Origin of the sequence: Actinomadura luzonensis, assembly GCF_022664455.2 — a bacterium.
In the GTDB taxonomy this organism is placed as follows: domain Bacteria; phylum Actinomycetota; class Actinomycetes; order Streptosporangiales; family Streptosporangiaceae; genus Nonomuraea; species Nonomuraea luzonensis.
The window spans coordinates 929,961-953,455 of the sequence record NZ_JAKRKC020000003.1 but is presented as its reverse complement, the minus strand read 5'-3'; the positions used below and the strand labels follow the sequence as shown (position 1 = coordinate 953,455).

The following is a 23,495-nucleotide window of genomic DNA, read 5'->3' as shown; positions in this document are numbered from 1 at the left end:
CGCTATCCCTTCTCTGCTCCTGCCGTCAGCCCCTCGGTCAGCAGGCGTTCGCTGGCGAAGAACACGATCACGATCGGCAGCGTGAGGACCACCGATCCCGCCATCAGCACCGTCGTCGGGATCTCGATGCTCCCCGCGAGCTGCGACAGCCCGAGGGAGACCGTCCAGCGCTCCCGCTTCTCGACCAGGAAGAGCAGGGCGAACAGGAACTCGTTCCAGGCGATCATGAAGGCGTAGAGGCCGGTGGCCATCAGCGCGGGCTTCGACAGCGGCAGCACCACGCGCCAGATGGTCGACAGTCTCGTGCATCCGTCGATCGCGGCCGCCTCCTCCACGCTCTGCGGCACGGTCTCGAAGTAGTTGCGGAGCATGTATACCGTGACGGGCACGGTTTGCGCGATATACACGAGGATCAGTCCGATCAGCGACCCACGCAGCCCGAGCATCGTGAAGAGCACGAACAGCGGGATGGCCAGCACGATCGCCGGGAACAGGTACACCGCGAGGAACAGGAAGTGCACCTGCCGCCGCCCGAAGAAGCGCAGCCGCGCCACCGCGTACGCGCCCGGGATCGAGATCAGCAGCGTGAACGCCACCGACGCGACGGCCACGACCGCGCTGTTGCGCATGAACGTCAGGAAGCCCTGCCGGGTCAGGACGTTGACGTAGGTGTCGAGGGTGAAGCTGTTCGGCCACAACGACCCGGGCTCCAGGATGAGCTCCTGGATGTCGCGCACCGACAGCATCACCATGTAGAGGAACGGGAACGCGGTGGCCAGGAAGAGCACCAGGATCACCACCGGCCGCAGCACCCGCAGCAGCCCGCGCTCGAACCTATCTCTGCTCACGGTCACCTCCCGCTCCGGAGAAGAAGCGCAGGTAGAGGACCAGGAACACGACGAGGAACACGGCCAGGACGATCGCCTGGGCGGCCGAGGCCCCGATGTCGTCGCGCGAGGTCAGGAAGTTGTAGACCCGCACGCTGACCACCTCGGTGCCGGCCCCGCCGCCGGTCAGCAGGTAGACGTCGTCGAACTTGGTGAAGGTGAACACGAACCGCAGCACCGACAGCAGCGCGATCGTCCGCCAGAGCTGCGGCATGATCACGTACCGGAAGCGCTGGGTCGGCGTGGCCCCGTCCACCACGGCGGCCTCGTCCAGCTCGCCCGGCAGGGCCTGGAGCCGGGCCAGGATGAACAGGAACGCGAACGGGAAGTACCGCCACGCCTCGAACGCGATCACCGTGAGCAGCGCCACCGGCACCTGCATGCCCAGGAACTCGCCCTTGGCCTGGGTGAGGAAGGCGATCGGCTCCTTCAGCCAGGTGTTGACGATGCCGTACTGCGGGTTGAGCATCGTCTCCCACAGGAACGCCACCGCCACCACCGGGGCCACGTACGGGATGAGGATCGAGGCCCGCACCAGCGTCCGCCCCCGGAACCGGTCGCGCAGCGCCAGTGCCGCCACCAGCCCGATCACGATGGACAGCCCGGTGCCGAACACCGTGTAGACGAGCGTGTTGACCAGCGACGACCAGAAGCCGGGCTCGGAGACGACGTAGGAGAAGTTCTCCAGCGTGTAGTGGCCGAAGACGCCGGCGCGCCGGATGTTGATCAGGCGGGCGTCCTGGAACGCCAGCATGATCGCCCACAGCAGCGGCAGCACCACCACGACCAGCGTGATGACCAGCGTCGGCGAGATCAGCGCCAGCCCCGCCCGGCCCTCCTGTCTTCGCAGCGTGAGGGGTCTGCTCACTGCCGGATCCCGCGCTTGATCGACTCGACGTCGGTCTTGGCCTGGGCGGCGGCGGCCTGCGCGGTGGCCGAGCCGTCCACGAGCGAGCTGAGCGCCTTGGGCACCGGCAGCTCGCCCATGGTGGCGCCGACGAGCTTGCCCTGGCCCTGCGGGATGCCCCAGCGGGCGAAGGTGTCGGGGCTCTTGCGCAGCGCGGTGAGCAGGTCGGCCGGGTAGATCTCCGACAGCGGCTTCTTGGTGTCGACGCCGGCGGGCAGCTTGTCCCACTGGTCGGCGAAGGTGGTCCTGGTGGGGAACTTGCCCTCGGGGGCCATGCCGAGCCAGCGCGGGTAGCCCTCGTTCATCAGGTACGCGACGAACTTGGCCGCCGGGTCCTTGGCCGCGTCGCGGGTGACCACCCAGGAGACGATCTCGCCGTACTGGGCGGGGGCGCTCGCGTCGGGGCCCTTGAGCGCGGTCACGACGCCGGTGTTCTTGGCCAGCCACTCGGGGTCCTCACGGCACTCGGGGCAGCTCGGCATCGCGTCCTTACGCAGGCCGGCCAGCTCGTCCAGGATGAACGACGACCAGATCATCATCGCCGCCTTGCCGGAGAAGTAGGTCGCCCGGGTGGTGTCGACGTCCTGCTTGCCCTTGACCGAGTAGTTCTTGGCCAGGTTTGCATAGAACTCGAATGCTTTGACGCATTGCGGAGAATTAAGAACGACATTTCCTGAATTGTCGACCAGTTGGCAGCCGTCGGCCAGTGCCACGTGCTCGAAACTCTGCGCCGTGAACGAATCCTTCGGCGCGATGGCGAGCGTGATGCCCGCCGTGCCGCCGGTGTTCAGTTTCTGCGCGGCGGCCTGCAGCGCCTCGTAGGTGTCCGGCGGTTGCAGCCCGGCCTTCTCGAACAGGTCCTTGCGGTAGAGGATGAGCTGCGCCCACCCGTCGCTCGGCACGCCGAGCAGCTTGCCGTCCGCGGTGTCGAGCTCCAGCGCCCGGGGGGAGAAGGAGTCGCGGCCGAGCTGGTCGACGACCTTGCCCGGCGTCTCGGTGTCGAGCAGGTCGTTGGCCTCCAGCTCGCGGACCGAGGCGAGGGGCAGCGCCCCGATGACGTCGGGCAGGTCGCCCGCCGCGGCCGCGGCGGTGATGGTCTGGCTGAACTGGTCCTCGGCTACGCCGACCAGCTCGACCTGGATGCCGGTCTTCCGGGTGAACTCGGCGGCGATCTGCTTCTGCACCGCCATGCGGTCCTCGAGGTTCTCCTCGGTCCACACGGTGATCTTGTTGGCCGCGCCCTGCTGGGCGCCGCCGCCGCCGTCGTCGCCGCAGGCCGTCAGCGTGGCGGTGGCCAGCAGTGCGACGGAGAGGACGGCGGTAACCTTCTTCGGCATAGCACGCACCTCCGGTTGGGGATATGCCGCCCTTACCCCGGGAGCAGTTGCCGCAACGTCCGGTGTGCGATACCGAGACCGGTCTGTACTCTCCCCGTGCCGCCCCAGGGACCCCGCAATATCGGTAAGGTCGCTTTCCACAAGACACGCGGTCAGAAACCCCAATTGCATCCGTTGCATCCACCGCAAGCCGTAGACTTAAGACGGTTACGGGCGCAACTATCGTGTGCAAAGAACCAATAAATCTTCGACTTCTGTTTGATCATTAAGCGTAAGTGTGGGGAATGCGCGTCATCACCTTCGAGGAGCCGGGCCATGTCCGCGTCGGCCTGGAATCTCCCGCCCCGATCGTCCCGGGCTCGGTCCGGATCAGAACGATCTACTCAGGCGTCTCGGCCGGCACCGAGCTCACCGCCTACCGCGGAACCAACCCCTACCTCAACCGCAAGTGGGACACCGAGCGCCGCCTCTTCGTCGAGGGCCGCACGCACGCCTACCCGCTGACCGGCTGGGGCTACCAGGAGGTCGGCGAGGTGGTGGAGGCGGCGCCCGACGTCGCCGACCCGCCCGTCGGCAGCCTCGTCTGGGGCATCTGGGGCCACCGGGCCGAAGCGGTCCTGCCGGCCGACAAGCTGGTCGGGCACGTGCTGCCGCCCGGCTCCGACCCGCTCGGCGGCGTCTTCGCCCGCGTGGGCGCCATCGCGCTCAACGCCGTCCACGCCGCCGACATCCACCTCGGCGACCAGATCGCCGTCTTCGGGCAGGGCGTCATCGGCCTGCTCGCCACCCGCCTCGCCGTGCTCAGCGGCGCCCGCGTCGTCGCCGCCGACGCCATCGCCGACCGGCTGGAGCTGGCCAGGAGGTTCGGCGCGGCCGAGACGTTCGACGTCGCCGCCGGCTCGGTCGCCGAGTTCATGCGCAAGCGCGTCGAGGGCGCCGACACCGTCATCGAGCTCAGCGGCACCCACCTCGGCCTGCACGAGGCCATCCGCACCGTCCGCAAGGGCGGCCGGGTCGTGGCCGCCGGCTTCTACCAGGGCGACGGCGTCGGCCTGCGGCTGGGCGAGGAGTTCCACCACAACCAGGTCCAGCTCGTCTCCTCACAGATCGGCGGGGTCGCCTCCTGGCTCTCCCACCGCTGGGACGTCGAACGCCTGCAGCGCACGTTCATGGAGCTCGTGCACCGGGGCGAGGTCGAGGTCGCCGAGCTCATCACCCACGTCGTCCCCGTCGAGCGGGCGGCCGAGGCCTTCGACCTGCTCGACAAGCACCAATCCGAGGTGCTCCAGCTCGTCTTCCAATTCGAGGAGTGACTGTGAAGCTCGCCGTCCAGGAGCAGCTCTTGCCCGGCCGCTCGCTGCAGGAGAAGTTCGCGTTCGCCGTCGACGCCGGGTTCGACGCCATCGAGCTGCGCGGCAAGGGCGATTTCCACTTCGCCGGCCGCCTGACCGAGCTCAAGCGGGCGCTGGCCGACGGCGTCGTCATGCCGACGGTCTGCGTGGACATGCCGCACTTCATCGGCGACTTCGACCCGGCCAAGCGCAAGGACGCCATCCAGCAGCTCCGGTCGCAGCTGTCCGTCATCGGCGAGCTCGGCGGCATCGGCGTCATGACGCCCGCCTCCTGGGGCCAGTTCTCCCTGCGGCTGCCGCCGTTCACGCCGCCGCGCAGCGCCGAGGAGGACCGCGAGGTGCTCACCGAGGCGCTCGCCGTGCTCGGCGAGCACGCCCAGCGCAACGGCGTGCTGATCATGCTCGAACCGCTCAACCGGTACGAGAACCACATGGTCAACACCCTCGCCGACGCCGTCTCCTACTGCGCCATGGACTCCGTCAGGATCGTCGGCGACACCTACCACATGAACATCGAGGAGGACGACCCCTGCCGCGCGCTGGCCGAGGCCGCCCCCTACCTCGCGCACATGCAGATCAGCGAGTCCAACAGGAACCAGCCCGGCACCGGCCACCTCGACTGGGGCGCCCAGCTGGCCACGCTCGACGCCCACGGCTACGACGGCTACCTCGCCCTCGAATGCCGCCTGCGCGGCGAGCCCGAGATCGTCCTCCCCCAGACCGCGGCCTTCGTCAGGAAGTACCTATGATCCTCCGCGACGCCGTGCGCGTCCTGGTGGCGAACTGGGACGGCAGCTACACGGTCCCCTCCCGCCGGCTCTACCCCCATCAGTGGAGCTGGGACTCCGCGTTCATCGCGATCGGGCACGCCCGCTGGTCACCGCGCCGCGCCCGCTCCGAGCTGGCCAGCCTGTTCGGCGCGCAGTGGCGCGACGGGCGGGTGCCGCACATCGTGTTCAACCCCCGGGTGCCGGAGGGCGCCTACTTCCCCGGCCCCGAGTTCTGGCAGGTGCGCGCCCCCTCCGGCAGCGCCACCTCGGGCATCGTGCAGCCGCCGGTGCACGCGCTGGCCGCGTGGAAGGCGCACCTGGCCGAGCCCGACCCGGCGTTCCTGGGCCGGATCTACCCCCGGCTCGTGGCCCAGCAGGAGTTCTTGCGCACGGCCCGGCGCTCGCCCGAGGGCCTGATCTCGATCGTGCACCCCTGGGAGTCGGGCATGGACAACAGCCCGGCCTGGGACCGGCCGCTGCGGGCCGTGCAGGACCGGCCCGCCGGGTTCGTCCGGCGCGACCTCGACACCGTCAACGCCGACGAGCGGCCCACCGACCGCGACTACGAGCGTTACGTCGCGCTCGCCAGGGCCTACCGCGACTCCGGCTACCGTCGGCCTGGCGCGTTCCACATCGAGGACCCGTTGTTCAACGCCGCCTACGGCGCGGCCGAGCACGCGCTCGCGCGGATCGCCGGAGCGCTCGGCCTCGACCCCGCGCCGCACGAGCGCGAGGCCGCCGCCGTCACTGCCGCCATGGTCGAGCACCTGTGGGACGGCGCCCTCTTCCAGCCCCGCGACCTGGTCGCCGGCGGCACGGTGGCCTCGGCGAGCGCGGCCGGCCTGACCCCGCTCCTGCTGCCGGGCCTGCCGGACGAGGTCGCCGACGCCCTCATCACCACCGCCCTGGACCGCTTCGCTCTCAAGGACGGCGTGCTGCCCAGCTTCTCGCCGGACGCGCCCGAGTTCGACCCGGTGCGCTACTGGCGCGGGCCGAGCTGGGTCAACCTGACCTGGCTGGTCTGGCAGGGGCTCAAGGAACGCCGCCCCGACCTCGCCGGGCCGCTCGCCGACGGGATCGTGCGCGCGGTGTCCCGGTCGGGGTTCCGCGAGTACTTCGACCCGTTCACGCTGCGCGGCCACGGCTGCTCGGACTTCAGCTGGTCAGCCGCGCTCCTGCTCGACGTCGTCGCAGAGCACGGCCTGGATGCTCTGACGGCGCCGGGCGGCGAGGTCCATGAGCAACTGGGGGCCGTCGTGGAAGCCGGCCACGTCGGTGATCACGTGCCGGCGTAGCAGGGGGCCGTACTCCCTGAGCAGGCCGATCGTCTCGAACGACAGCCGCTCGCGGTCCCAGGCGTGCGCCAGCCCGCGCGGCACCCGGCCGATCTGGGCGCAGCGCACCGACAGGCCGTTGTGGTGGAACTCCTCGCCGAGCCGCACCGCCTCGGCGCCCTCGGTGTAGAACGCGAGGTCCACCAGCGTGCCCTGCGGGCGCAGCAGGCGCAGGCCGAGGGCCAGCGCGCGGGTCCGGCCGCGGCACTGGAACACCACGTCCGCGCCGCGGTCCTGGGCGGCGTGCCGCCAGCGCCGCTTCAGCGTCACCGCCGGGTCGTCGTCCACGGCCGCCAGGACGTTCGCGCCGAGCGCGGCGGCGACCTCCAGCCGGGCCGGGGTCTCGTCCACGACGACGACCTCGGCCGCGCCGCCGTGCATCGCGAAGCAGGCGACCAGCAGGCCGACGACGCCCGCGCCGACGACCACCACGCGCCGGCCGCGCACGCCGTCGCCGAGCTGCTGCACGGCCGGGCCGTGCAGGTCGTGGGCGGCGTGCAGCAGGCCGTTGGCGCAGATCGGGCCCATGTGGGCGACGTAGATGCCGAGCAGCGGGTCGAGGTCGGCGGGCAGCTCGACGAAGCGGTCGGCGAGCGGGTCGGCCACGTAGGCGGTGCGGTGGCCGTAGCACATGGCGACCAGCGCGCCCTCGCGCACGGCCTTGGTGCGCGTCTCGACGACCCGGCCGACCTGCATGTAGCCGATGCCGCGCACCGGGTACTCGATGGACGGCTCGCCGGGCACGAACAGGCCCAGCTCGCGGTCGAAGGTGGCGTTCAGGTAGGGGTTGTCGCCCTTGACGTAGGTCAGCTCGGTGCCCGCCGAGACGCCGCTGTGCGTCGTCTCCACCGTGAACCCGCCGTCGGGAAGCTCCGGCAGCTCCTCCTCGACCAGGGACACCTTCCCAGGCGCCTCGATGTTCAGCACGCTACTCATGGCCGCGCTCCGCGCGGCGGGCTCGGTCGCCATATGCGGCCTACTCATCCAGCATCACCGGCCTCCGTTCGGCGGCGGACCGGGCGAGGGCGAGCGCCAGGCGGTGGGTCCGCAGGGCTTCACGGTACGTCGAGCGCACGTCCGCGTCCTTGCCCTGCACGGCGTCGATGAACTCCCGGTCCACGCGGGTCTTGGCGCGCCCGTCGTCCTCGATCACGCGCTCCCCGTCCACCAGCAGGCGGGTCTCGGTGAGCTCCAGCGCGATGCCCTCGGCGCAGACCTCCAGCCCCACCCGGTGCTTCTGGCTGAGCAGGCAGGAGGTGGCGAGCAGCCCGGCCGCGCCGCCCGCGAAGCGCATGACGGCGGCCGTCGCCCGGTCCACCTCCCCCTCGGCGGTGTTCTCCGCCGGCACCGCGTGCACCATGGCGACCTCGCCGACCAGCACGCGGGCCAGGTCCAGGACGTGCACGGCCTGCTCGACGATCTGGCCGCCGGACCTGTCCTGGCGCAGCCACCAGGCGACCGGCGGCACCTTGTCCAGCCAGTGGCCGAGCGCGAGCCGCACCGGGCGGCCCTCCAGGAGCTCCCTCGCCTGGTCGAGGATGCCGAGGTAGCGCCAGTGGTGGCCGACGGCGGACGGGAGGGATCTCCGCTCTATTTCGGTCGCGATGGATTCGGCGGTTTCGAGGTCCAGAGACAGGGGTTTTTCCACGAAAAGCGGCAGATCGCACGACAGGACGTCCAGCTCGGCGCTACCGTGCGCGAAAGGAGGCACACAGACGTAGACGGCGTCGAGACCGCCGGCGCTGAGCAGATCCGCGTGGCTGCCATAGGCGGGGGAGCCGTGCTTGGCGGCCAGGGACTCGGCCTTGGACAGGTCCGTGTCGGCGATCCCGGCGATCTGGACGTCGGGGAATCCGGACAGGACGTCTGCATGACGTGCGGCGACATTTCCGGCACCTACGATGCCGACTCGGGTCAGTGGGGACACAACCCCCCATATGCCACATCTAGTTGCTACCAAACAAACATGTTCGAAAGCACATACATCGGGCAGTGAAGGTGTCCTCATGAGAACGGGGCTGACTGCATGGAGACAGATGTGCGCGCCTTGTCCAGGGTCCAGGAATGGTACGGCCCACACTCGAGCACCGCTGCCGAGTGGCCCGTCGACGCCCTGATGCTGGCCAAGGGAACCACCACGGTGAGCGTCGTCCTGCCTGCTCGCAACGAGGAGAGCACGGTCGGCGACATCGTCACCGTCATCCGCCGAGAGCTCGTCGAGCAGGTGCCGCTCGTCGACGAGATCCTCGTCGTCGACTCCAACTCCACCGACGCCACCGCCGAGCGGGCCCGCGAGGCGGGCGCCCGCGTGGTGGCGCAGAACGACGTCCTTCCCCACCTGCCCGTCATGACGGGCAAGGGTGAGGCGCTGTGGAAGGGGCTCGCCGCCTCCAGCGGCGATCTCGTCGTGTTCGTGGACGCCGACCTGCGCAGCTTCGGCGCGCACTACATATCAGGGCTGGTCGGGCCGCTGCTGGTGGACGCCGACATCCACTTCGTCAAGGCCACCTACGAGCGGCCCTACATCGGCGCGGACGGCGTCCCCCAGCGGGGCGGCGGCGGCCGCGTCACCGAGCTGGTCGCCCGGCCGCTCATCAACATGTTCTGGCCCGAGCTGGCCGGCTTCGCCCAGCCGCTCGGCGGCGAGTACGCGGCCCGCCGCAGCGTGCTCGAACAAGTCCCCTTCGTGACCGAGTACGGCGTCGAGTTCGGCCTGCTGGTGGACCTGCTCGACCTCGTCGGGCTGGACGCCATGGCCCAGGTCGACCTCGGCCACCGCACCCACACCCACCAGGACATGGCCGCCTTAGGCCGGATGGCCGGCCAGATCATGCTCACCGCGTGGTCCCGGCTGGAGGGCCAGGGCCGCGTGATGGCGTCGGAGCCCCCGGCGCACACGCTGCTCCAATGGGGCCTCGACGGCGACGCCGACCTCGTGGACGTGGGCGTCGCCGAGCGTCCGCCGCTCGCCTCCCTCGTGCTGGAGGAGGATCTGACGTGAAGGTGCTCATGAACGCGGGGCCGTGGCTCACGGTGCCGCCCCCCGGCTACGGGGGGATCGAGAACGTCGTCGCCACGCTGGTCCCCGCGCTGCGCGAGCGCGGGGTGCAGGTGGTCCTGGCCAGCGTCGGGGCCAGCGACCTCGAGGTGGACGAGCTGGTCAGCGTCTTCGACGAGGGCCAGTTCGGCGACCTGCAGAAGCCGTACAACCAGGTCATGGGCATCGCGCACGCCCACCAGGCGCGCCTCGTGGACGAGCTGCGGAGGCGCGACGACATCGACCTCGTGCACGACCACCTCGAAGTGGTGGGCCCGGCGGTGCTGTCGGCCTTCGGCGGCCCGCCCGTCCTGCACACCCTGCACTGGGACCTGCGCAAACACCCGCACTTCTACGGCTCGTTCCCGTCCTCCATCAAGGTGAACGGCGTCTCGGAGTCGCAGCTCGCCCGCGGCCCCGAGGCTCTGCGCGCCGCCTCGCTCGGCGCGATCCACCTCGCCACCCCGCTCGCCGACCGGCGGGTGGAGGCGGAGCGGGGCGAGCACTTCGTCGTGATGGGCCGCGTCTGCCGGCTCAAGGGCCAGCACGTGGCGGCCCGCGTCTGCCAGAAGCTCGGGCTGCCGCTCGTGCTGGCCGGGCCCGTCAGCGGCCGGAACAACCAGGCCGAGCTGGACGTCGTGGCCCAGGACCCCTACCACCCGCTGAACGGCCACCCCGACGTGCGCTACCACCTCGACCAGGTCGTCCCGTACCTGGACGACCTGGTCACCTGGGTCGGCTCGGTCGCCGGCGACGAGCGTGACCGGCTCTACGCCTCGGCGCGGGCCGCGCTGTTCCCCATCCAGTGGGACGAGCCGGGCGGCACCGCCGTCGTCGAGGCGCTGGCGCTCGGGGTGCCGCCCGTCGGGCTGCGCCGCGGCTGCCTGCCGGAGATCATCGAGCACGGCCGCACCGGGTTCCTGGCCGACACCGAGGAGGAGCTGGCCGAGTGGCTGCTCCGGATCGACGAGATCGACCCCGAGGAGTGCCGCGCGGAGGCCCGCCGCCGCTTCTCGCCGTCGGTGATGGCGGAGAAGTACCTGGAGCTGTACGACCGGGTCCTGCGCGGGGCCTGACGCGCCGCGGACGCGAGGGCCGCCTCCCCTGAGCGGGGGGCGGCCCTTCGCCGTCAGAGCCGGGTGCCGGCGGTGGCCCCTTCGCCCGCCGTCAGCGCCCGGTGACGGCCTCGGCCGGGCGGACCCGCAGCACCAGCCGGGCGGGCACCGCGGTCGCCACCAGGGCCAGGCCCGCCGTCGCCGCGATCACCAGCGCGTACGCCACCGGCGGCACGGACGGCGTCGCCGACCCCGTCATGCCCGCGCCGAACGCCGCCAGCGTGACCAGCGCCACCCCCGTCCCGAGCACCGCCGCCACCAGCACCGCGCCCAGCGTCTCCAGCCGCAGCATGCGCAGCACCTGCCGCCGCGTGGTGCCCGCCAGCCGCAGCGCCGCCAGCTCCCTGGCCCGGCCGGAGGTCGCCATGGCCAGCGTGTTGACCACGGCGATCGCGGTGAAGGCGATGATCAGCCCGAGGGCGACGAAGGCGGCCTGCTGGTTCGCGCCGCCGCCCGCCGCGCCGCCTGTTGGGCCGCCCGCCGCGCCGCCTGTTGGGCCGCCCGTGACCGCCGACACCTCCGCGCCGGGGGGCAGGGCCGCCCGGAGCGCGGCCGCGGCCAGCCCGGGGGCCGACACCAGCAGGGTGGGCGCGGGGTCGTCCACGTGCCCGGTGACCAGGTCGTAGGGCAGGGTCAGGTCGCCGAAGCCGAGGCCCCGGGCGTACACGGCGGCCACCGTGAGCCGCGCGGGAGTGCCGTCGCCCAGCGTCAGCGCCAGCGGGTCGCCGGCGCCGATCCCGAGCCGCGCCGCGGCCGTCCCGCTGATCGCGACAGCGTCCTCGCCGAAGGCGTCCATCGAGCCGGCGGTCACGTCCAGGTCCAGCACGCGGCGGTCGTAGGCGACGGCCTGCGCGGCGTACTTGTCCAGCCCGGCCCGGACCGTGGTCCGCAGCACCGGCACGACCGCCTCGACGCCGGGCACCCGCGCCACCGCCGCCGCCCCGGCCCCCGTCACCACGTGACCGGCCCGCAGCCCGGCGCGGGCCTGCTCCTCCGCCGCCCGTCCCACCGTGGCGGGGGCGAACAGGATCGTGCACGTCATCGCCACCAGCAGGGTCAGCGGCGCCAGCACCGCGGCCAGCCCCTTGGGCGCGGCCCGCAGGCTCCGCCCGGCGAGGAACCCGCTCACCCCGGCCGCCCCCAGCGGCAGCACCCGGACCGCCGCCCGGGCCAGGAGCGGGCCCAGCAACGTCACGGCGACCGTCCACAGCAGCGCGGTCAGCATGGTCACCGGCGTCGCCGCCGCCTCGGTACGCAGCCCCGACAGCACCGCCACGAGCACCACGCCGCCCGCCACGCAGACCGCCCCGGCCGCGGCCCGCCACCAGGGCAGCCGTCCCTGGTCCAGGGCCGCCTCGCCCAGCGCCTCGACCGGGCGGATCCGGGAGATCCGGCGGGCCGACACCCGCGCCGCCACCTGCGCGGCGCCGACCGTGGCGAGAAAGGCCGCCAGCGGCGGGAACGGGCTGACGACCAGGCGCAGGTTCGCCGGGGTGGTGCCGAGCGCCACGAACGTGCCGTGCAGCCACAGTCCGAGCCCGACGCCCGCGCCCGCCCCCAGCACCCCCGCGGCCACGCCGACCAGCAGCGCCTCGCCGCCGACCAGCGCGCGGACCTGCTTCGGGGTGGCGGCGACGGCCCGCAGCAGCGCCAGCTCGCGGTGCCGCTGCCGCACCGACAGGGCGAACGTGCCGACCACGACGAGGATCGCGACCAGCAGCGACGTGCCGGCCAGCGCGCCGCCCATGCTGATCAGCGACACCCTGGCCTGCTCGGCGTCCAGGAACTCCAGCCGGCCGCGCTCGTCGCCGGTGTGCACCACCGCGCCCTCGGGGACCGCCACCTCGCCGGTGCCGAACACGCCGATCGCGCTGACCTTCCCCGGGTGCCCGGCCAGGCGGCGGGCCTCGGCGGTGCTGAAGAACACGGTGTCCTGGCTCGGCAGGGCCTGCGCGGTCACGCCCACCACGCGATGCCCGCGCAGCTCGGCGCCCACCGCCAGCCCGGCGCGGGCGTCCACGACGACCTCACCGGCCGCCCGCGGCTCGCGCCCCCGGGCGATCGTGAACGGCGTGAGCGCCGCCGACTCCCACCCGTGCCCGGTGGACGCGCCGAACGGGAACGTCACCTCGGTGACCACCCGGGACACGCCGGGCGCCCGCCGCAGCCCGTCGGCCACCGACGCGGGCAGCCAGGCGCGCTCGGTCAGCGGCTTGGCCTTCGTCTTCGTCTCGCCGTCGCCCTTGTCCACGCTCTGGCGGACGTACTGGTCGGCGGCCACCACCACCGGCGTGCCGGCGTACCGCTCGGGGGCGACTCCGCCGCGCAGGCCGGTCTCCAGCAGCATCAGGCAGGCGCACACCAGCGCCGCCGCGCACAGCAGGGCGACGAACGCCCCCGCGAAGGCGCCCTTGCGGTGCCGCAGCGTCCGCAGCGCGATCCCGATCACGTCCAGGCCCCCAGCCGCGTCATGCGCTCGGCCACCTTGTCGGCGGTCGGTGCGGCCATCGCGTCCACGATCCGGCCGTCGGCCAGGAACAGCACGGTCCCCGCGTACGAGGCCGCCACCGGGTCGTGCGTCACCATCACCACCGTCTGGCCCATGCTCTCCACGACCTCGCGCAGCAGGCGCAGCACCTCGCGGGCGGTCATCGTGTCCAGCGCGCCGGTCGGCTCGTCCCCGAACACCACCTCCGGCCGCGTCACCAGCGCCCGCGCGATCGCCACGCGCTGCTGCTGGCCGCCGGACAACTGCGCGGGCCGGTGCCCGGCGCGGCCCTCCAGCCCCACCCTGCGCAGGATCTCCGCCAGCCAGCCCCGGTCGACCCGGGCCCCCGCCAGGCGGAGGGGGAGGGTGATGTTCTCCGTCACGTCGAGCGCCGGGATCAGGTTGAACGACTGGAAGACGAAGCCGACCCGCCGCCTGCGCAGCTCGGTCAGCTCGTTCTCGCCCATGCCCGCCAGCTCCGTGCCGCCCAGCCGCACCGAGCCGGACGAGGGCACGTCCAGGCCCGCCGCGCAGTGCAGGAACGTGCTCTTGCCCGACCCGGAGGGGCCCATCACGGCGGTGAACGTGCCGCGCGGGATCGCCGCCGACACCTCCCGCAGGGCCGCCACCGCGCCCTGGCCCTTGCCGTACACCTTGCTCACGGCCTCCAGCCGCACCACGTCCGTCATGGCTCCAAGCCTGTCGGCCGGGCGGGACCGGCCCCAGAGACGCCGTCACCGATCGCCCGTGATCTCGTCATAAATTGGACAGGTGATTCGTGTGCTGCTGGCCGAGGACCAGGCCGTCATCCGGGGGGCGCTGGCCGCCCTGCTCGACCTGGAGGAGGACCTGGAGGTGGTGGGCGCGGTCGAGTCGGGGCAGGCCGCCGTGGACGCCGCCGCCGTCGAGCTGCCGGACGTCGCCGTCCTCGACATCGACATGCCGGGCGCGCTGGACGGGCTCGCCGCCGCCGCCGAGCTCCGCGCCCGGGCGCCGGGCTGCCGCACCCTCATGCTCACCGGGTACGGCAAGCCGGGTCACCTCAAGCGGGCGCTGGCGGCGCAGGTCGGCGGGTTCCTGCTGAAGACGGCCCCGCCGGAGGAGCTGGTCGCGGCCATCCGGTCGGTGGCGCGCGGGGAGCGGGTGCTGGACAAGGCGCTCGCCGTCACCGCGTGGGACCTCGCCGACAACCCGCTCACGCCGCGCGAGGCCGACGTGCTGCGGCTGGCCGCGGGCGGGGCCGACGCGCCCGACATCGCCGCCCGTCTGCACCTGACGGCCGGCACCGTGCGCAACTACCTGACGGCCATCGTGACCAAGCTAAACGCGCGCAACCGCACCGACGCCGTGCGCATCGCCACCGAGAGCGGCTGGATCTGACGCCCGCACCGGCACCCGGGCCTCCAGCTCGAACCAGCCGCCCGCGACGCGGGTGGTGAGCCGCCCGCCGAGGGCCGCCAGGCGGGTGGTCAGGTTGCCGAGGCCGGAGGAGCCGCGGCGGGCCTCGGCGGCCCGCGCGCCGTCGTTGCGCACGAGCAGCCGCACCACGTCGCCCTCGGCCGTGGTGGCGATCGAGCAGTGGCGGGCGGACGGGCTGTGGCGCAGCACGTTCGTCACCGCCTCCCGCAGCACGGCGCTCAGCGCGGTCTCCACCTCGGGCGGCAGCGGCGGGTGCGCCAGCTCGGCGGCGACCCGCACGTGGGCCGCGGCCAGGGTCGTCCCGGCCGAGTCCGCCTCGGCGGCCAGGGAGAGGTCGCGGTGCTCGCCGGAGACGGCGCGCAGGTCGTGCTCGGCGCGCTCGGCCATGGCGAGGACGTCGGCCAGCTCCGCCCGGGCCCGCTCCGGCGGCAGCCGGCGGGCCAGCTCGCACTTCAGCAGGATCGCGGCCAGGCTGTGGCCGAGCAGGTCGTGCAGGTCGCGGGCGGCGCGCAGCCGCTCCTCCACCACCGCCGACCGGGCCAGGCTCTCCCTGGCCGCCGCCAGCTCCTTCGCGAGCTGGGCCAGGCGGAGGAGGCTGTAGACCACCAGGCCGGTCACCAGGGTGCTGACCGTGATGTTCACCGCCGCGGGCGGCGGGAGGGCGAGCCGGACGGCCAGCGCGGCCGTCGCCGCCACCACCAGCCCGGCCAGGGGCCACGCCACGAGCGGACGGAAAGCCAGCAGCACCGGCCCCGCCAGGAACCCGGCCACGCCCAGCCACACCGGGCCGAACACCGGCACGGGGGCGAACGTCAGCACCGCCATCACGGCCAACGCCGCCATGTGCCGGCCGGTCACCGACCTGAGCTGCATCACCACGATCACGGCCAGCATGGCGGCGGCCGGGAGGAGGAGGTGCTGGGGGACCGCGAGCAGCGCCTTCAGGCTGAAGCCGACCAGCACGGCCGCCAGCAGCCACACCGACACGTCCGCCGCCCCCGGCCCCAGACCCCACCCCGCCCGGCCCGTGCCCGCCGGCCGGTCCGCCGCCGGGTCGGGGGCGGGCAGGGCCGCGCGTACCGTGTGGCGGCCCCGCGGGGACAGGCCGCTCGCCAGCTCGCCGCCCGCCGCCTCCACCTGCTCGGCCAGGTCCGCCAGCCCGTCGCCCGCCTCGGCCGTGCGCCGGCCGTCGTCGTGGACGCACAGCACCACCCGCCCGCCCTCCTCGGCGGTCTCGATCACGCACGTCCGGGCCGTGCCGCGCCGGGCCACGTCCGTGACCGCCTCCCGCAGCACGGCCGCCAGCAGCGCCCCGGCCGGGCCCAGCGGCTCGGCGTGCCCGGCCCGCACCTCCACCGCGATCCCGGCCGCCTCCAGCAGGCCGCGCGCCGTCGTCAGCTCGGGCCCGAGCGACATGGCGCGGTACCCGGCCGCCGCCGTCCGCGCCTCCGCCAGCGACCGCCGCGCCGACTCCACCACCCGGCCCAGCACCTCGCCGGCGCCCGCCGGCACCGCCACGGCCCGCCGCACGCCCACGATGATCGCGGCCAGGCCGCGTCCCAGGCCGTCGCTCAGCTCGGCCGCGATGCGCAGCCGCTCCTCGCCCACCGCCGCCGCGGCCAGCGCCGGCCGGGTGGCGTGCAGCTCGTCCACCCGCTCCACGAGCCGGATGAGCCCCGGGACGATCAACGTCATCAGCACCGTGGTGACCGCCAGGTCGAGCGTCCGCGGCACGTCGCCGCCCCGCGCGTACGCGATCACCACCGCGCTGAACACCACCAGCGGCGCCGCCGCCCACCACCGGCTGACCAGCAACGACCCGGCCAGGAACCCCAGCAGCACGACCGACGCGCCGGACCCCAGCGTCACCCCGTAGACCAGCACGGCCTGCGCCGCCAGCACCTGCCAGGCGCGCGAGCGGAAGGTGTACAAGAGCTGCGCGGCGAGGACCAGCACCGCCCCGGGCGCGCCCGCCAGGACGTACACGCTGGACAGCGCCGCCAGCACCGCGACCACGATGACCCGTGCGACAACCACGGGCAGCAGCCTAGGAGAAGCCCCTCGGCAGCACGGTGACGGGGCAGGACGAGGCCCGCAGCAGCTTCATCGACAGCTCGCCCAGGAACACCCGGTGCGGCTGGGCGTCCTCGCTGGCCGCGCAGACCAGCAGCTCGCCGGGCAGCCACTCGACGCCGGACATCGCCGCCGCCAGGTCGTGGCCCTCGGCCACCTCCGACTCGGCCTCCAGGCCGCTGCTCTCCCAGGCCAGCCGGACCGCCAGCGCGAGGTCGTCCCTGAGCCTGCCCTGGTCCTCGGTGCGCAGGTCGAACGTGATCAGCCGCAGCGGCACCCCCAGCCGCAGCGCCGCCTGCGCCACCCGCTCCACGGCCGCGTCGCACTGCGGCCGGTGCACGTAGGCCAGGGTGAGCCGGGCGGGCTCCTCCGGCGGGACGTACCGGGCGGGCGCCACCATGACCGCCTCCGGCGACAGGTGGAGCAGGTGGTCGGAGGTGGCGCCGATGGCGATGCGCCCGTGCTGCCCGCCGCCCGCCGAGCCGACCACGATGAGGTCGGCCCGGATCCGGCCGGCCAGCACCGCCAGGCCGCGCCCGCTGCCCCGGCTCTCGAAGGTGAGGTACTCGGCCGGGGCCGGCCCCAGCTCCTCGGCCGCGTGGGCCAGGTTGGCCTGCGCCTCGACCGCCAGCCCGGGGCTGCCGGGCGGGTAGACCGTCGCGACGGTGAGGTCGCCGCCGGTGACCCGCGTGATGGCGGCGCCGAGCGCCAGGGCGTCGCGCCCGCCCGACTCGCCGGTGTAGCCGACGATCACGTGCTCTCCGATCACGAAGCCCCTCTTACCCGCTCTGAGCAGGGAATACGCGACCTCGTTCCGAACGTTGCAAACCAGTGGAGGCGCAAAGAAAGTGAAGATCACTCTTGACACCCGGTTCACCGGGGCACTCGGGCAGGTCACGCTTCGTGAAGCGGTTCAGCAGCTCAGGGACCACGATCTCGCCTGCACCGTCGCGGCCGACGCCGTCGACGGCAAGGTCAGCGTTTTCACCGACTGCGTCGAGCGGGGGTTCACGCCGCTCCGCAGCGAGATCATGGCCGCCTGTTACATCGCCGAGCGCGACGCGACGACGGAGGCGTTCGACCGGGGGTTGATCACCCGGGCGGAGCTGGAGAGCCGCCAGGCCGCCTTGGCCCGGCAGTTCCTCTCCTGACCGGTTCCGCAGCGTTCCGGCCGACAGTTTTTCCCAACATTCCGCCATAAGGCCGAGGCATTCGACGGCTGGAATTCGTAAGTTGGTGTCCACCGCTCGTTCACGGATTGGACACCATGTATCGCGACATCGTCGACTTCGCCCACGGCACGCCCGCGTGGCTGCACACGCTCGCCGAGGTGGGGACGGACGCCGGCCTGTTCCTGTTCGCGGCGCTGTTCGCGGTGGCGTTCCTGCGCGCGTGGCGGGGGCCGGCGCGCGACCTGGCGCTGGTCGTGGCCGGGCCGGTCGGGATCGTGCTGGCGTACCTGGTGAGCGAGATCGTCAAGTCGGTCATCAGGGAGGACCGGCCGTGCCGGGGCGTGCCCGCGACGATCGCCGCGTGCCCGCCGCCGTCCGACTGGTCCTTCCCCAGCAATCACTCGGTGATCGCGGCGGGCGCGGCGGCCACGCTCGTGCTGGTCTGGCGGGCGCTGGCGTGGCTGGTGTTCCCGCTGGCGGCCGTGATGGCGTTCTCGCGGGTGTTCGTGGGCGTGCACTACCCGCACGACGTGATCGCGGGCTACCTGCTCGGCGTCACGCTCGCCCCGCTGTTCGCGCTGCTCGCGGTCGGGGCGTTCACCCCTGCCGTACGTCTGGTGCGAACGCGTCTGTCGCCGCGATGAGCCGGTCCAGGATGCCCGGCTCCGAGTAGGCGTGCCCGGCGTCGTCCACGATGTGGAACTCGGCCTCCGGCCAGGCCCGGTGCAGGTCCCAGGCGGTCGCCATGGGCGTGCAGGCGTCGTAGCGGCCCTGCACGATGACGGCCGGGATGTGCCGGATCTTGGCCACGTCCCGGATGAGCTGCTCCGGCCCGAACCAGCCGCCGTGGTGGAAGTAGTGGTTCTCGATGCGGGCGAAGGCGACCGCCAGGCGGTCCTCGCCGAACTCGGCGACCAGGGCGGGGTCGGGCCGCAGCGTGATCGTCCCGGCCTCCCACTGCGCCCACGCCTTGGCGGCCGCCAGGCGGGCCGCGTCGTCGTCGCCCTCCAGCCGCCGCCGGAAGGCCGCCATGAGGTCCCCCCGCTCCTCCTCCGGGATCGGCGCCAGGTACTTCTCCCACAGGTCGGGGAACAGGTAGCAGGCCCCCTCCTGGTAGAACCAGCGCAGCTCCTGGGGCCGCAGCGTGAAGATGCCGCGCAGCACCAGCTCGGTCACCCGTTCGGGATGCGTCTCGGCGTACGCCAGCGCGAGCGCGCTGCCCCACGACCCGCCGAACACCTGCCACCGCTCGACGCCCAGGTGCTCGCGCAGCCGCTCCATGTCCGCCACCAGGTGCCACGTGGTGTTGGCGGACAGGTCGGTGGCCGGGTCGGCGGCGTGCGGCCGGCTGCGCCCGCAGTTGCGCTGGTCGAACAGCACGATCCGGTACCGCTCGGGATCCCACTGGCGCCGGTGGCCGGCGTTGCATCCGCCGCCCGGCCCGCCGTGCAGCATGACGGCCGGCTTGCCGTCCGGGTTGCCGCAGACCTCCCAGTAGACCTGGTTGCCGTCGCCGACGTCCAGCAGGCCGGAGTCGTAGGGCTCGATGGGCGGGTACAGAGTTCTCATAGCCCCCGATCCTGCCGCATCCGCGGGCCCGGATCGCGATACTGGGGACGTGGCTCACGACAAGCCGCCCCCGTCGCGGGACAAGCGCACGTCACGGGCGATCGCCGCCGCCGTCGTGTGCGCGCTGTCAGGCGCGGCGCTGGCCGCCGTCGTCGTCCTCCGCCTCTTCCGCCGGCCGCGGTGGGGCTGGCTGTGGCTGCCGCCGGTGGCCTGCCTGACCGCCGCGCCGCTCCTGTACGGCCTGGCCGCGCCCGAGGACGGGATCGGCCACGGACCCGGGTCGGCGGCCGTGGCGGCGGTCACCGGCGGCGCCATCGGGCTCATCGCGGCGACGGCCGCGCTGCGGCACCGCGGGGCCGAGACCGGCCTGGTGGCCTACGTGCTCTGGGTCTCGCTCGTGGAGTTCGCCCGGCCCTGGTGGTGGGAGCGGGCGCCGGCCTTCGACCCGCTGCTCACCCAAGGCGTGCTGACCAGCGACACCGGCGAGTACGCGGTGAAGGCGACCTTCCTGGAAGCCGGCGGGCTCACCGGCGGGCTGCTCGGCCCGGTCGTGCTCGGCGCGGTCGTCGCGGCCCGGACGGCGGCCAGGCGGGGCGACGGGACGGCCGGCGCGTTCGCGGGCACGATCGGCCCGCTGCTGCTCTTCGCCGTCTACTTCACCCTCGACCCGAACCTCGGGGGAGAGGACAGCATCCAGTCGTGGCCCTGGGTCAACGCCCTGCTGGCGCTGCTGGCCACGGCGTGCGTCAGCGCGGCGAGCGCCGCCGTCGCCCGCCGCCTTCCGGTCACTGCGGCGTCCACTCGTGACGCGTGAGGAAGGACCGGTCGCCGGTGGCGTAGTCGTGGAACACCTGCCGCACCTCCTCCACCCCCTCCACGACCGCCCGGACCATCGTCCCTTCCTTGTACTCCAGCTCGTGACCCGCCGGGACGGGCGACACCTGCAGGAAGTGCCGCCCGAAGTTCACCAGCGCCGCGAACGGGTTCTGCGGCGAAAGCGTCCCCAGCACGTCGTGCACGAGCCCCAGGTCCGGGTCGTGCACGATCATCCCGTCGCCGGTGTGGAGCTGCATGCCCTCGTACACGCCGAGGGGCGCGACGTTGTGGACCAGGTCGCGCTGAGGGTCGTAGCACACCAGCCCGTGCGCCCGCGCGATGGTGAAGACCTGCGCGGACACCTCGTCCATGCTGTCCAGGTCCATCGACACCAGCACGTGCCGGTCGGGGTAGAGCCTGACCTCGCCGGGCAGCTCCTTGACGACGTCCGGCACGTCGTCGCCGGCCGTGGTGACCGGCTGGGCGCGCTTGACCGCCAGGTAGGTGGCGCGGGCCTGGTCCCTGCTGATCGGGGCCGGCTCGTCCCAGACCATCAACTCAACGCTCATCGGTCCATCTTGTCGGACGCGCCCCGCCCGCGTGTGCGACTGCCCGAGTTCCGCGCGTCTACCGGCATTTTCACGCCTCTACCTGGGTTTCTCCGAGTTCGGCACCAGCTCCACGGTGCAGTTGGCGCACCGGCGCGCCTCGGCCGGGATGTCGCTGAGGCACTCGGGACACTCCTTCGTCGTGGCCTTCCTGTCCCGCTCGAACCACTGCACCAGCCGCGTCATGGGAGCCACGATCAGCCAGTACACGACCGCCGCGATGATCAGGAACGTGATGAGGTGGTTGAGGAAGTCGCCGTACTTGAACTCGCTGCCGTTGACGGTGAAGGAGTAGTTGGCGAAGTTCGGCTGCTTCCCGCCGGTGATGGCGCCGATCAGTGGAGTGATCAGGTCGGTGACCAGCGCCTGGACGAGCCCGCTGAAGGTGGCGCCGACGATCACCGCCACCGCCAGCTCGACGATGTTGCCACGGAGTAAGAACTGCTTGAAACCGCCCATGGGGTCGGCATATTGCCCGGGTCCGCGACCTGAAACCCGATCGCCCCGGATTCGGGCCCTGGAGAACGTTGGAGCCGGTCAGGCTCCGGGTGCGAGCCGCTCAAGATCGAAGCGCCCGTCCCTCACGCCGGTGAGGAAGGCGGACCACTCGTCGAACGTGAACGGCAGGACGGCACCGCTGGCGTCCTGACTGTCCCGCACCCAGACCTTGCCGTCCAGCACCGCGACCTCGACGCAGTCGCCGTTGGTGCACCGATGCCACTCGACGCGGTCAAGGGCAGGTGGGCGAGTCATGCATTACCTCCTGTTAGTCGGCTGCAGAGGTATTGCGCCGTGGAGGATTTTACCCCGATTGTAGAAGAAGAATTCATCGTGGCTGAAGGGGCAGGGGTGATTGGGCGCGCTCCTTGATGAGAAAAGGGGCGATCGGATCCGGCCGACCGCCCCCTTGGCACGTGCTCGTTTCAAGCCCTCAATGGGCGTCCTGAATCCTTTTGACGAACGTCGTCCAGTCGTGGCTGCTGAACGTGATAACGGGACCGCCCGGATTCTTGGTGTCGCGGACACCTACGGTGTCGGGGGAGAGCAGTGCGACCTCGACGCAGTCGCCGTTGCTGCAGCGAGACGCGGTGCGCCATGATGGAGTTCCGTCGAGGCCCGTTCCGGTGGACATTGCTCTCTCCTTCTTGCGTGACAAATAAAAGCCCGGCGGCGGCGTGAGAGCCGCCGCCGGGCGTATTTGTGTTCACGGAGGGGCGCCGGTGATCGCAGAATGTTCAGGGCACCCCAGTTTGAGAGAACTGTAGCACCAGCACTTGCCGCTGGCGATTGCCATCGGGCCATCATCCGCCTGTGTTGCGGTGGCGGCAGGCTGTGCGAATCAGGCGAATTTAGCTGCTATCTCGGCTATGTGTCGTTTGGACTGTTGTGTGCCAAGTGCCTCTGCTCGTAGCCGATCGATGATCTCTCGGAAACGTTGAAGCGTCTTGTCGTCTTCGAGATAAAAAAGGCCCATCTGATGCTCTATGAAGACCGTGTCCGTAATGCCGGAATTGCGGTCGAAGGCCAGCATGCGGAACGGACTGTCGAACCCCATGTGCGCGCCGGCGGTGTACGGAATGACCTGGACGGTCACCTGCGGGAGATCGCTGATCTCGAGGAGGTGGTCGAGCTGGCGATGCATCGTCTGACGGCCGCCGACGTGCCGGTGAAGCACCGACTCGTCGAGAAGCACCCAGTAGCGCGGCGGATCGCTGCGGTACAGGACGTCCTTCTTGCGCTTCTCGCGCGACTTGACGCGCTCCTCCAGGATGGTGGGCTCGATGCCGGGCAGCCAGCCGCGGATGACGGCGCGCGCGTAGTCCTCGGTCTGCAACGGGCCGGGCACGGTGGTGATCTCGTACTCAGTGATCGACGTCGCGCCCGCCTCGAGCCCGAGCATCGGCTGGAAGATGACGTTGTCGTAAGCCTGCCACCACTCCTTCTGCCGGGCGTCCTTGGCGAGGGTCATCAACTCGGTCGTGTGGCTCTGATCGACGTCGTACAGCTTGCAGAGGTCGCGCACGTCGCGCAGGCTGGCGCGCCGCTGACCGGTCTCGATGCGGCTGATCTTCGTGGGAGAGCACAACAGGTGCTCGGCGACCTCGGCGATGCTCAGCCCCCGCTCGTGCCGCAGCTCGCGTAACCGCATGGCCAGCTGGCGCTGCCGGAGGGTCGGGTTGGGGGCAGGCATCGCTTCCCTTTCCACGGCGGAGGGGCCGTTGCCGCGAACGTACCCATGGGGGTCGTTAGGTAATCGTCACCGGCACGTACATATGGCAAGTGCCATCGGCAGGTGGCTTTCTCGTAAAAGCGGGTAAATCCTCATCAGTCACGGAGAGGAGAGCCGCCTCGATATTGACGATCAGTTGTGCGCGAGAAATGCCGCGAAGTTCATGGTCCGCGGGCGGCCCTGGTCAGGCCGCCCGGGACGCCGGGCTGGGACCGAAGTTGCCGCGATTCCCAGTCACACGATCATCCGCTCCTGCCAGAGCGATAGGACGATCTCCTTTGGATATTAGCAACTTGACCGCGAATCCGGCGCCGCCCGGCGTGATTCCCCGGCTTGCCCCCGGATGGTGGCGGCGGGTGATGGAGAGGCTTGATCTCCTGG

Annotated in this window: 23 protein-coding genes and 1 pseudogene; 9 read left to right on the top strand and 15 right to left on the bottom strand. The window is 72.1% G+C overall.

Features of this window, described 5'->3' with window-relative positions; all coding sequences use genetic code 11:
• Positions 1-2: 2 nt before the first annotated feature.
• From MF672_RS49455 to MF672_RS49445, 3 genes are read right to left on the bottom strand one after another with little or no spacing between them, the layout of a single operon-like run.
• The gene (locus MF672_RS49455; RefSeq protein ID WP_242373006.1) at positions 3-848 is read right to left on the bottom strand and encodes a carbohydrate ABC transporter permease; all 846 of its coding nucleotides are present in this window, start codon (positions 846-848) and stop codon (positions 3-5) included.
• Complete coding sequence (locus MF672_RS49450; protein ID WP_242373005.1) at positions 835-1,755, bottom strand: carbohydrate ABC transporter permease; 921 nt, start codon at positions 1,753-1,755, stop codon at positions 835-837. The genes MF672_RS49455 and MF672_RS49450 overlap by 14 nt, the downstream gene beginning before the upstream one ends.
• The gene (locus MF672_RS49445) at positions 1,752-3,131 is read right to left on the bottom strand and encodes an ABC transporter substrate-binding protein (RefSeq protein ID WP_242373004.1); all 1,380 of its coding nucleotides are present in this window, start codon (positions 3,129-3,131) and stop codon (positions 1,752-1,754) included. Before MF672_RS49445 ends, MF672_RS49450 begins: the two co-directional genes overlap by 4 nt.
• A gap of 284 nt (positions 3,132-3,415) precedes the next feature.
• On the opposite strand from MF672_RS49445, the gene MF672_RS49440 reads away from it, so the two are divergent.
• The 3 genes and pseudogenes from MF672_RS49440 to MF672_RS52380 all read left to right on the top strand — a co-directional run.
• The gene (locus tag MF672_RS49440) at positions 3,416-4,444 is read left to right on the top strand and encodes a zinc-binding dehydrogenase (RefSeq protein WP_242373003.1); all 1,029 of its coding nucleotides are present in this window, start codon (positions 3,416-3,418) and stop codon (positions 4,442-4,444) included.
• A 2-nt stretch (positions 4,445-4,446) separates the two neighbouring features.
• On the top strand, positions 4,447-5,232 hold the full coding sequence (locus MF672_RS49435; RefSeq protein ID WP_242373002.1) for a sugar phosphate isomerase/epimerase family protein: 786 nt from the start codon (positions 4,447-4,449) through the stop codon (positions 5,230-5,232).
• Positions 5,163-6,407, top strand: a pseudogene (locus MF672_RS52380) (MGH1-like glycoside hydrolase domain-containing protein); the annotation flags it as partial. The gene MF672_RS49435 and the pseudogene MF672_RS52380, both read left to right, overlap by 70 nt.
• Positions 6,408-6,416: 9 nt before the next feature.
• Here the strand turns inward: MF672_RS52380 and MF672_RS49430 are convergent.
• Together MF672_RS49430 and MF672_RS49425 are read right to left on the bottom strand one after the other, a co-directional pair.
• On the bottom strand, positions 6,417-7,523 hold the full coding sequence (locus MF672_RS49430) for a zinc-binding dehydrogenase (protein WP_242373001.1): 1,107 nt from the start codon (positions 7,521-7,523) through the stop codon (positions 6,417-6,419).
• 40 nt (positions 7,524-7,563) lie between these two features.
• Complete coding sequence (locus tag MF672_RS49425) at positions 7,564-8,514, bottom strand: Gfo/Idh/MocA family protein (protein ID WP_242373000.1); 951 nt, start codon at positions 8,512-8,514, stop codon at positions 7,564-7,566.
• A gap of 99 nt (positions 8,515-8,613) precedes the next feature.
• Here MF672_RS49425 and MF672_RS49420 point away from each other — a divergent pair, with 99 nt between their 5' ends.
• Both MF672_RS49420 and MF672_RS49415 read left to right on the top strand, forming a co-directional pair.
• Positions 8,614-9,588, top strand: coding sequence for a glucosyl-3-phosphoglycerate synthase (locus tag MF672_RS49420; RefSeq protein ID WP_242372999.1), 975 nt, complete (start codon positions 8,614-8,616; stop codon positions 9,586-9,588).
• Positions 9,585-10,700, top strand: a complete 1,116-nt coding sequence (locus MF672_RS49415; RefSeq protein WP_242372998.1) for a glycosyltransferase — start codon at positions 9,585-9,587, stop codon at positions 10,698-10,700. The genes MF672_RS49420 and MF672_RS49415 overlap by 4 nt, the downstream gene beginning before the upstream one ends.
• Before the next feature lie 91 nt (positions 10,701-10,791).
• Here the strand turns inward: MF672_RS49415 and MF672_RS49410 are convergent, their stop codons facing one another.
• Entirely contained in the window at positions 10,792-13,188 is a 2,397-nt protein-coding gene (locus MF672_RS49410) for an ABC transporter permease (RefSeq protein WP_247815812.1), read from the bottom strand.
• Positions 13,185-13,916, bottom strand: coding sequence for an ABC transporter ATP-binding protein (locus tag MF672_RS49405; protein ID WP_242376233.1), 732 nt, complete (start codon positions 13,914-13,916; stop codon positions 13,185-13,187). Before MF672_RS49405 ends, MF672_RS49410 begins: the two co-directional genes overlap by 4 nt.
• Before the next feature lie 82 nt (positions 13,917-13,998).
• Here MF672_RS49405 and MF672_RS49400 point away from each other — a divergent pair, with 82 nt between their 5' ends.
• Positions 13,999-14,607 carry a response regulator transcription factor gene (locus MF672_RS49400; protein WP_242376234.1) on the top strand — a complete coding sequence of 203 codons (609 nt, stop codon included), beginning with the start codon at positions 13,999-14,001 and terminating at the stop codon, positions 14,605-14,607.
• Here MF672_RS49400 and MF672_RS51730 read toward each other — a convergent pair.
• Both MF672_RS51730 and MF672_RS49380 read right to left on the bottom strand, forming a co-directional pair.
• Positions 14,548-16,683 carry a sensor histidine kinase gene (locus MF672_RS51730; protein ID WP_302893429.1) on the bottom strand — a complete coding sequence of 712 codons (2,136 nt, stop codon included), beginning with the start codon at positions 16,681-16,683 and terminating at the stop codon, positions 14,548-14,550. The genes MF672_RS49400 and MF672_RS51730 overlap by 60 nt on opposite strands.
• Positions 16,684-16,693: 10 nt before the next feature.
• The gene (locus MF672_RS49380; protein ID WP_242376235.1) at positions 16,694-17,488 is read right to left on the bottom strand and encodes a universal stress protein; all 795 of its coding nucleotides are present in this window, start codon (positions 17,486-17,488) and stop codon (positions 16,694-16,696) included.
• Between the two features lie 79 nt (positions 17,489-17,567).
• Here MF672_RS49380 and MF672_RS49375 point away from each other — a divergent pair, with 79 nt between their 5' ends.
• The gene (locus MF672_RS49375; protein WP_242376236.1) at positions 17,568-17,870 is read left to right on the top strand and encodes a hypothetical protein; all 303 of its coding nucleotides are present in this window, start codon (positions 17,568-17,570) and stop codon (positions 17,868-17,870) included.
• A 116-nt stretch (positions 17,871-17,986) separates the two neighbouring features.
• Positions 17,987-18,535 (top strand): phosphatase PAP2 family protein, encoded by a 549-nt coding sequence (locus tag MF672_RS49370; protein ID WP_242376237.1) that lies wholly within the window; start codon positions 17,987-17,989, stop codon positions 18,533-18,535.
• Here MF672_RS49370 and pip read toward each other — a convergent pair.
• Positions 18,489-19,460, bottom strand: a complete 972-nt coding sequence (gene pip, locus MF672_RS49365; protein WP_242376238.1) for a prolyl aminopeptidase — start codon at positions 19,458-19,460, stop codon at positions 18,489-18,491. The two genes, MF672_RS49370 and pip, sit on opposite strands and share 47 nt — an antisense overlap.
• Positions 19,461-19,509: 49 nt before the next feature.
• Here pip and MF672_RS49360 point away from each other — a divergent pair, with 49 nt between their 5' ends.
• Complete coding sequence (locus tag MF672_RS49360; protein ID WP_242376239.1) at positions 19,510-20,274, top strand: hypothetical protein; 765 nt, start codon at positions 19,510-19,512, stop codon at positions 20,272-20,274.
• Here the strand turns inward: MF672_RS49360 and MF672_RS49355 are convergent.
• From MF672_RS49355 to MF672_RS49335, 5 genes are all read right to left on the bottom strand, one after another.
• Positions 20,246-20,845, bottom strand: a complete 600-nt coding sequence (locus MF672_RS49355; RefSeq protein WP_242376240.1) for a hypothetical protein — start codon at positions 20,843-20,845, stop codon at positions 20,246-20,248. The genes MF672_RS49360 and MF672_RS49355 overlap by 29 nt on opposite strands.
• Before the next feature lie 78 nt (positions 20,846-20,923).
• A complete protein-coding gene (gene mscL / locus MF672_RS49350; RefSeq protein WP_242376241.1) occupies positions 20,924-21,343 on the bottom strand; it encodes a large conductance mechanosensitive channel protein MscL in 420 nt (139 codons plus the stop codon).
• 78 nt (positions 21,344-21,421) lie between these two features.
• Positions 21,422-21,637: a DUF397 domain-containing protein gene (locus MF672_RS49345; protein WP_242376242.1), complete on the bottom strand. Its 216-nt coding sequence runs from the start codon at positions 21,635-21,637 to the stop codon at positions 21,422-21,424.
• A gap of 178 nt (positions 21,638-21,815) precedes the next feature.
• Entirely contained in the window at positions 21,816-22,016 is a 201-nt protein-coding gene (locus tag MF672_RS49340; RefSeq protein WP_242376243.1) for a DUF397 domain-containing protein, read from the bottom strand.
• Positions 22,017-22,223: 207 nt separating this feature from the next.
• Positions 22,224-23,075 (bottom strand): helix-turn-helix domain-containing protein, encoded by an 852-nt coding sequence (locus MF672_RS49335; protein ID WP_242376244.1) that lies wholly within the window; start codon positions 23,073-23,075, stop codon positions 22,224-22,226.
• Positions 23,076-23,495 lie beyond the last annotated feature (420 nt).

Coding starts and splice junctions, on each gene's coding strand:
- MF672_RS49345 (WP_242376242.1), bottom strand. CDS start 21,637: ATGACTCGCCCACCTGCCCTTGACCGCGTCGAGTGGCATCGGTGCACC.
- MF672_RS49355 (WP_242376240.1), bottom strand. CDS start 20,845: ATGAGCGTTGAGTTGATGGTCTGGGACGAGCCGGCCCCGATCAGCAGG.
- MF672_RS49440 (WP_242373003.1), top strand. CDS start 3,416: ATGCGCGTCATCACCTTCGAGGAGCCGGGCCATGTCCGCGTCGGCCTG.
- MF672_RS49405 (WP_242376233.1), bottom strand. CDS start 13,916: ATGACGGACGTGGTGCGGCTGGAGGCCGTGAGCAAGGTGTACGGCAAG.
- MF672_RS49370 (WP_242376237.1), top strand. CDS start 17,987: ATGTATCGCGACATCGTCGACTTCGCCCACGGCACGCCCGCGTGGCTG.
- MF672_RS49430 (WP_242373001.1), bottom strand. CDS start 7,523: ATGAGTAGCGTGCTGAACATCGAGGCGCCTGGGAAGGTGTCCCTGGTC.
- MF672_RS49340 (WP_242376243.1), bottom strand. CDS start 22,016: ATGTCCACCGGAACGGGCCTCGACGGAACTCCATCATGGCGCACCGCG.
- MF672_RS49335 (WP_242376244.1), bottom strand. CDS start 23,075: ATGCCTGCCCCCAACCCGACCCTCCGGCAGCGCCAGCTGGCCATGCGG.
- MF672_RS49420 (WP_242372999.1), top strand. CDS start 8,614: ATGGAGACAGATGTGCGCGCCTTGTCCAGGGTCCAGGAATGGTACGGC.
- pip (WP_242376238.1), bottom strand. CDS start 19,460: ATGAGAACTCTGTACCCGCCCATCGAGCCCTACGACTCCGGCCTGCTG.
- MF672_RS49445 (WP_242373004.1), bottom strand. CDS start 3,131: ATGCCGAAGAAGGTTACCGCCGTCCTCTCCGTCGCACTGCTGGCCACC.
- mscL (WP_242376241.1), bottom strand. CDS start 21,343: ATGGGCGGTTTCAAGCAGTTCTTACTCCGTGGCAACATCGTCGAGCTG.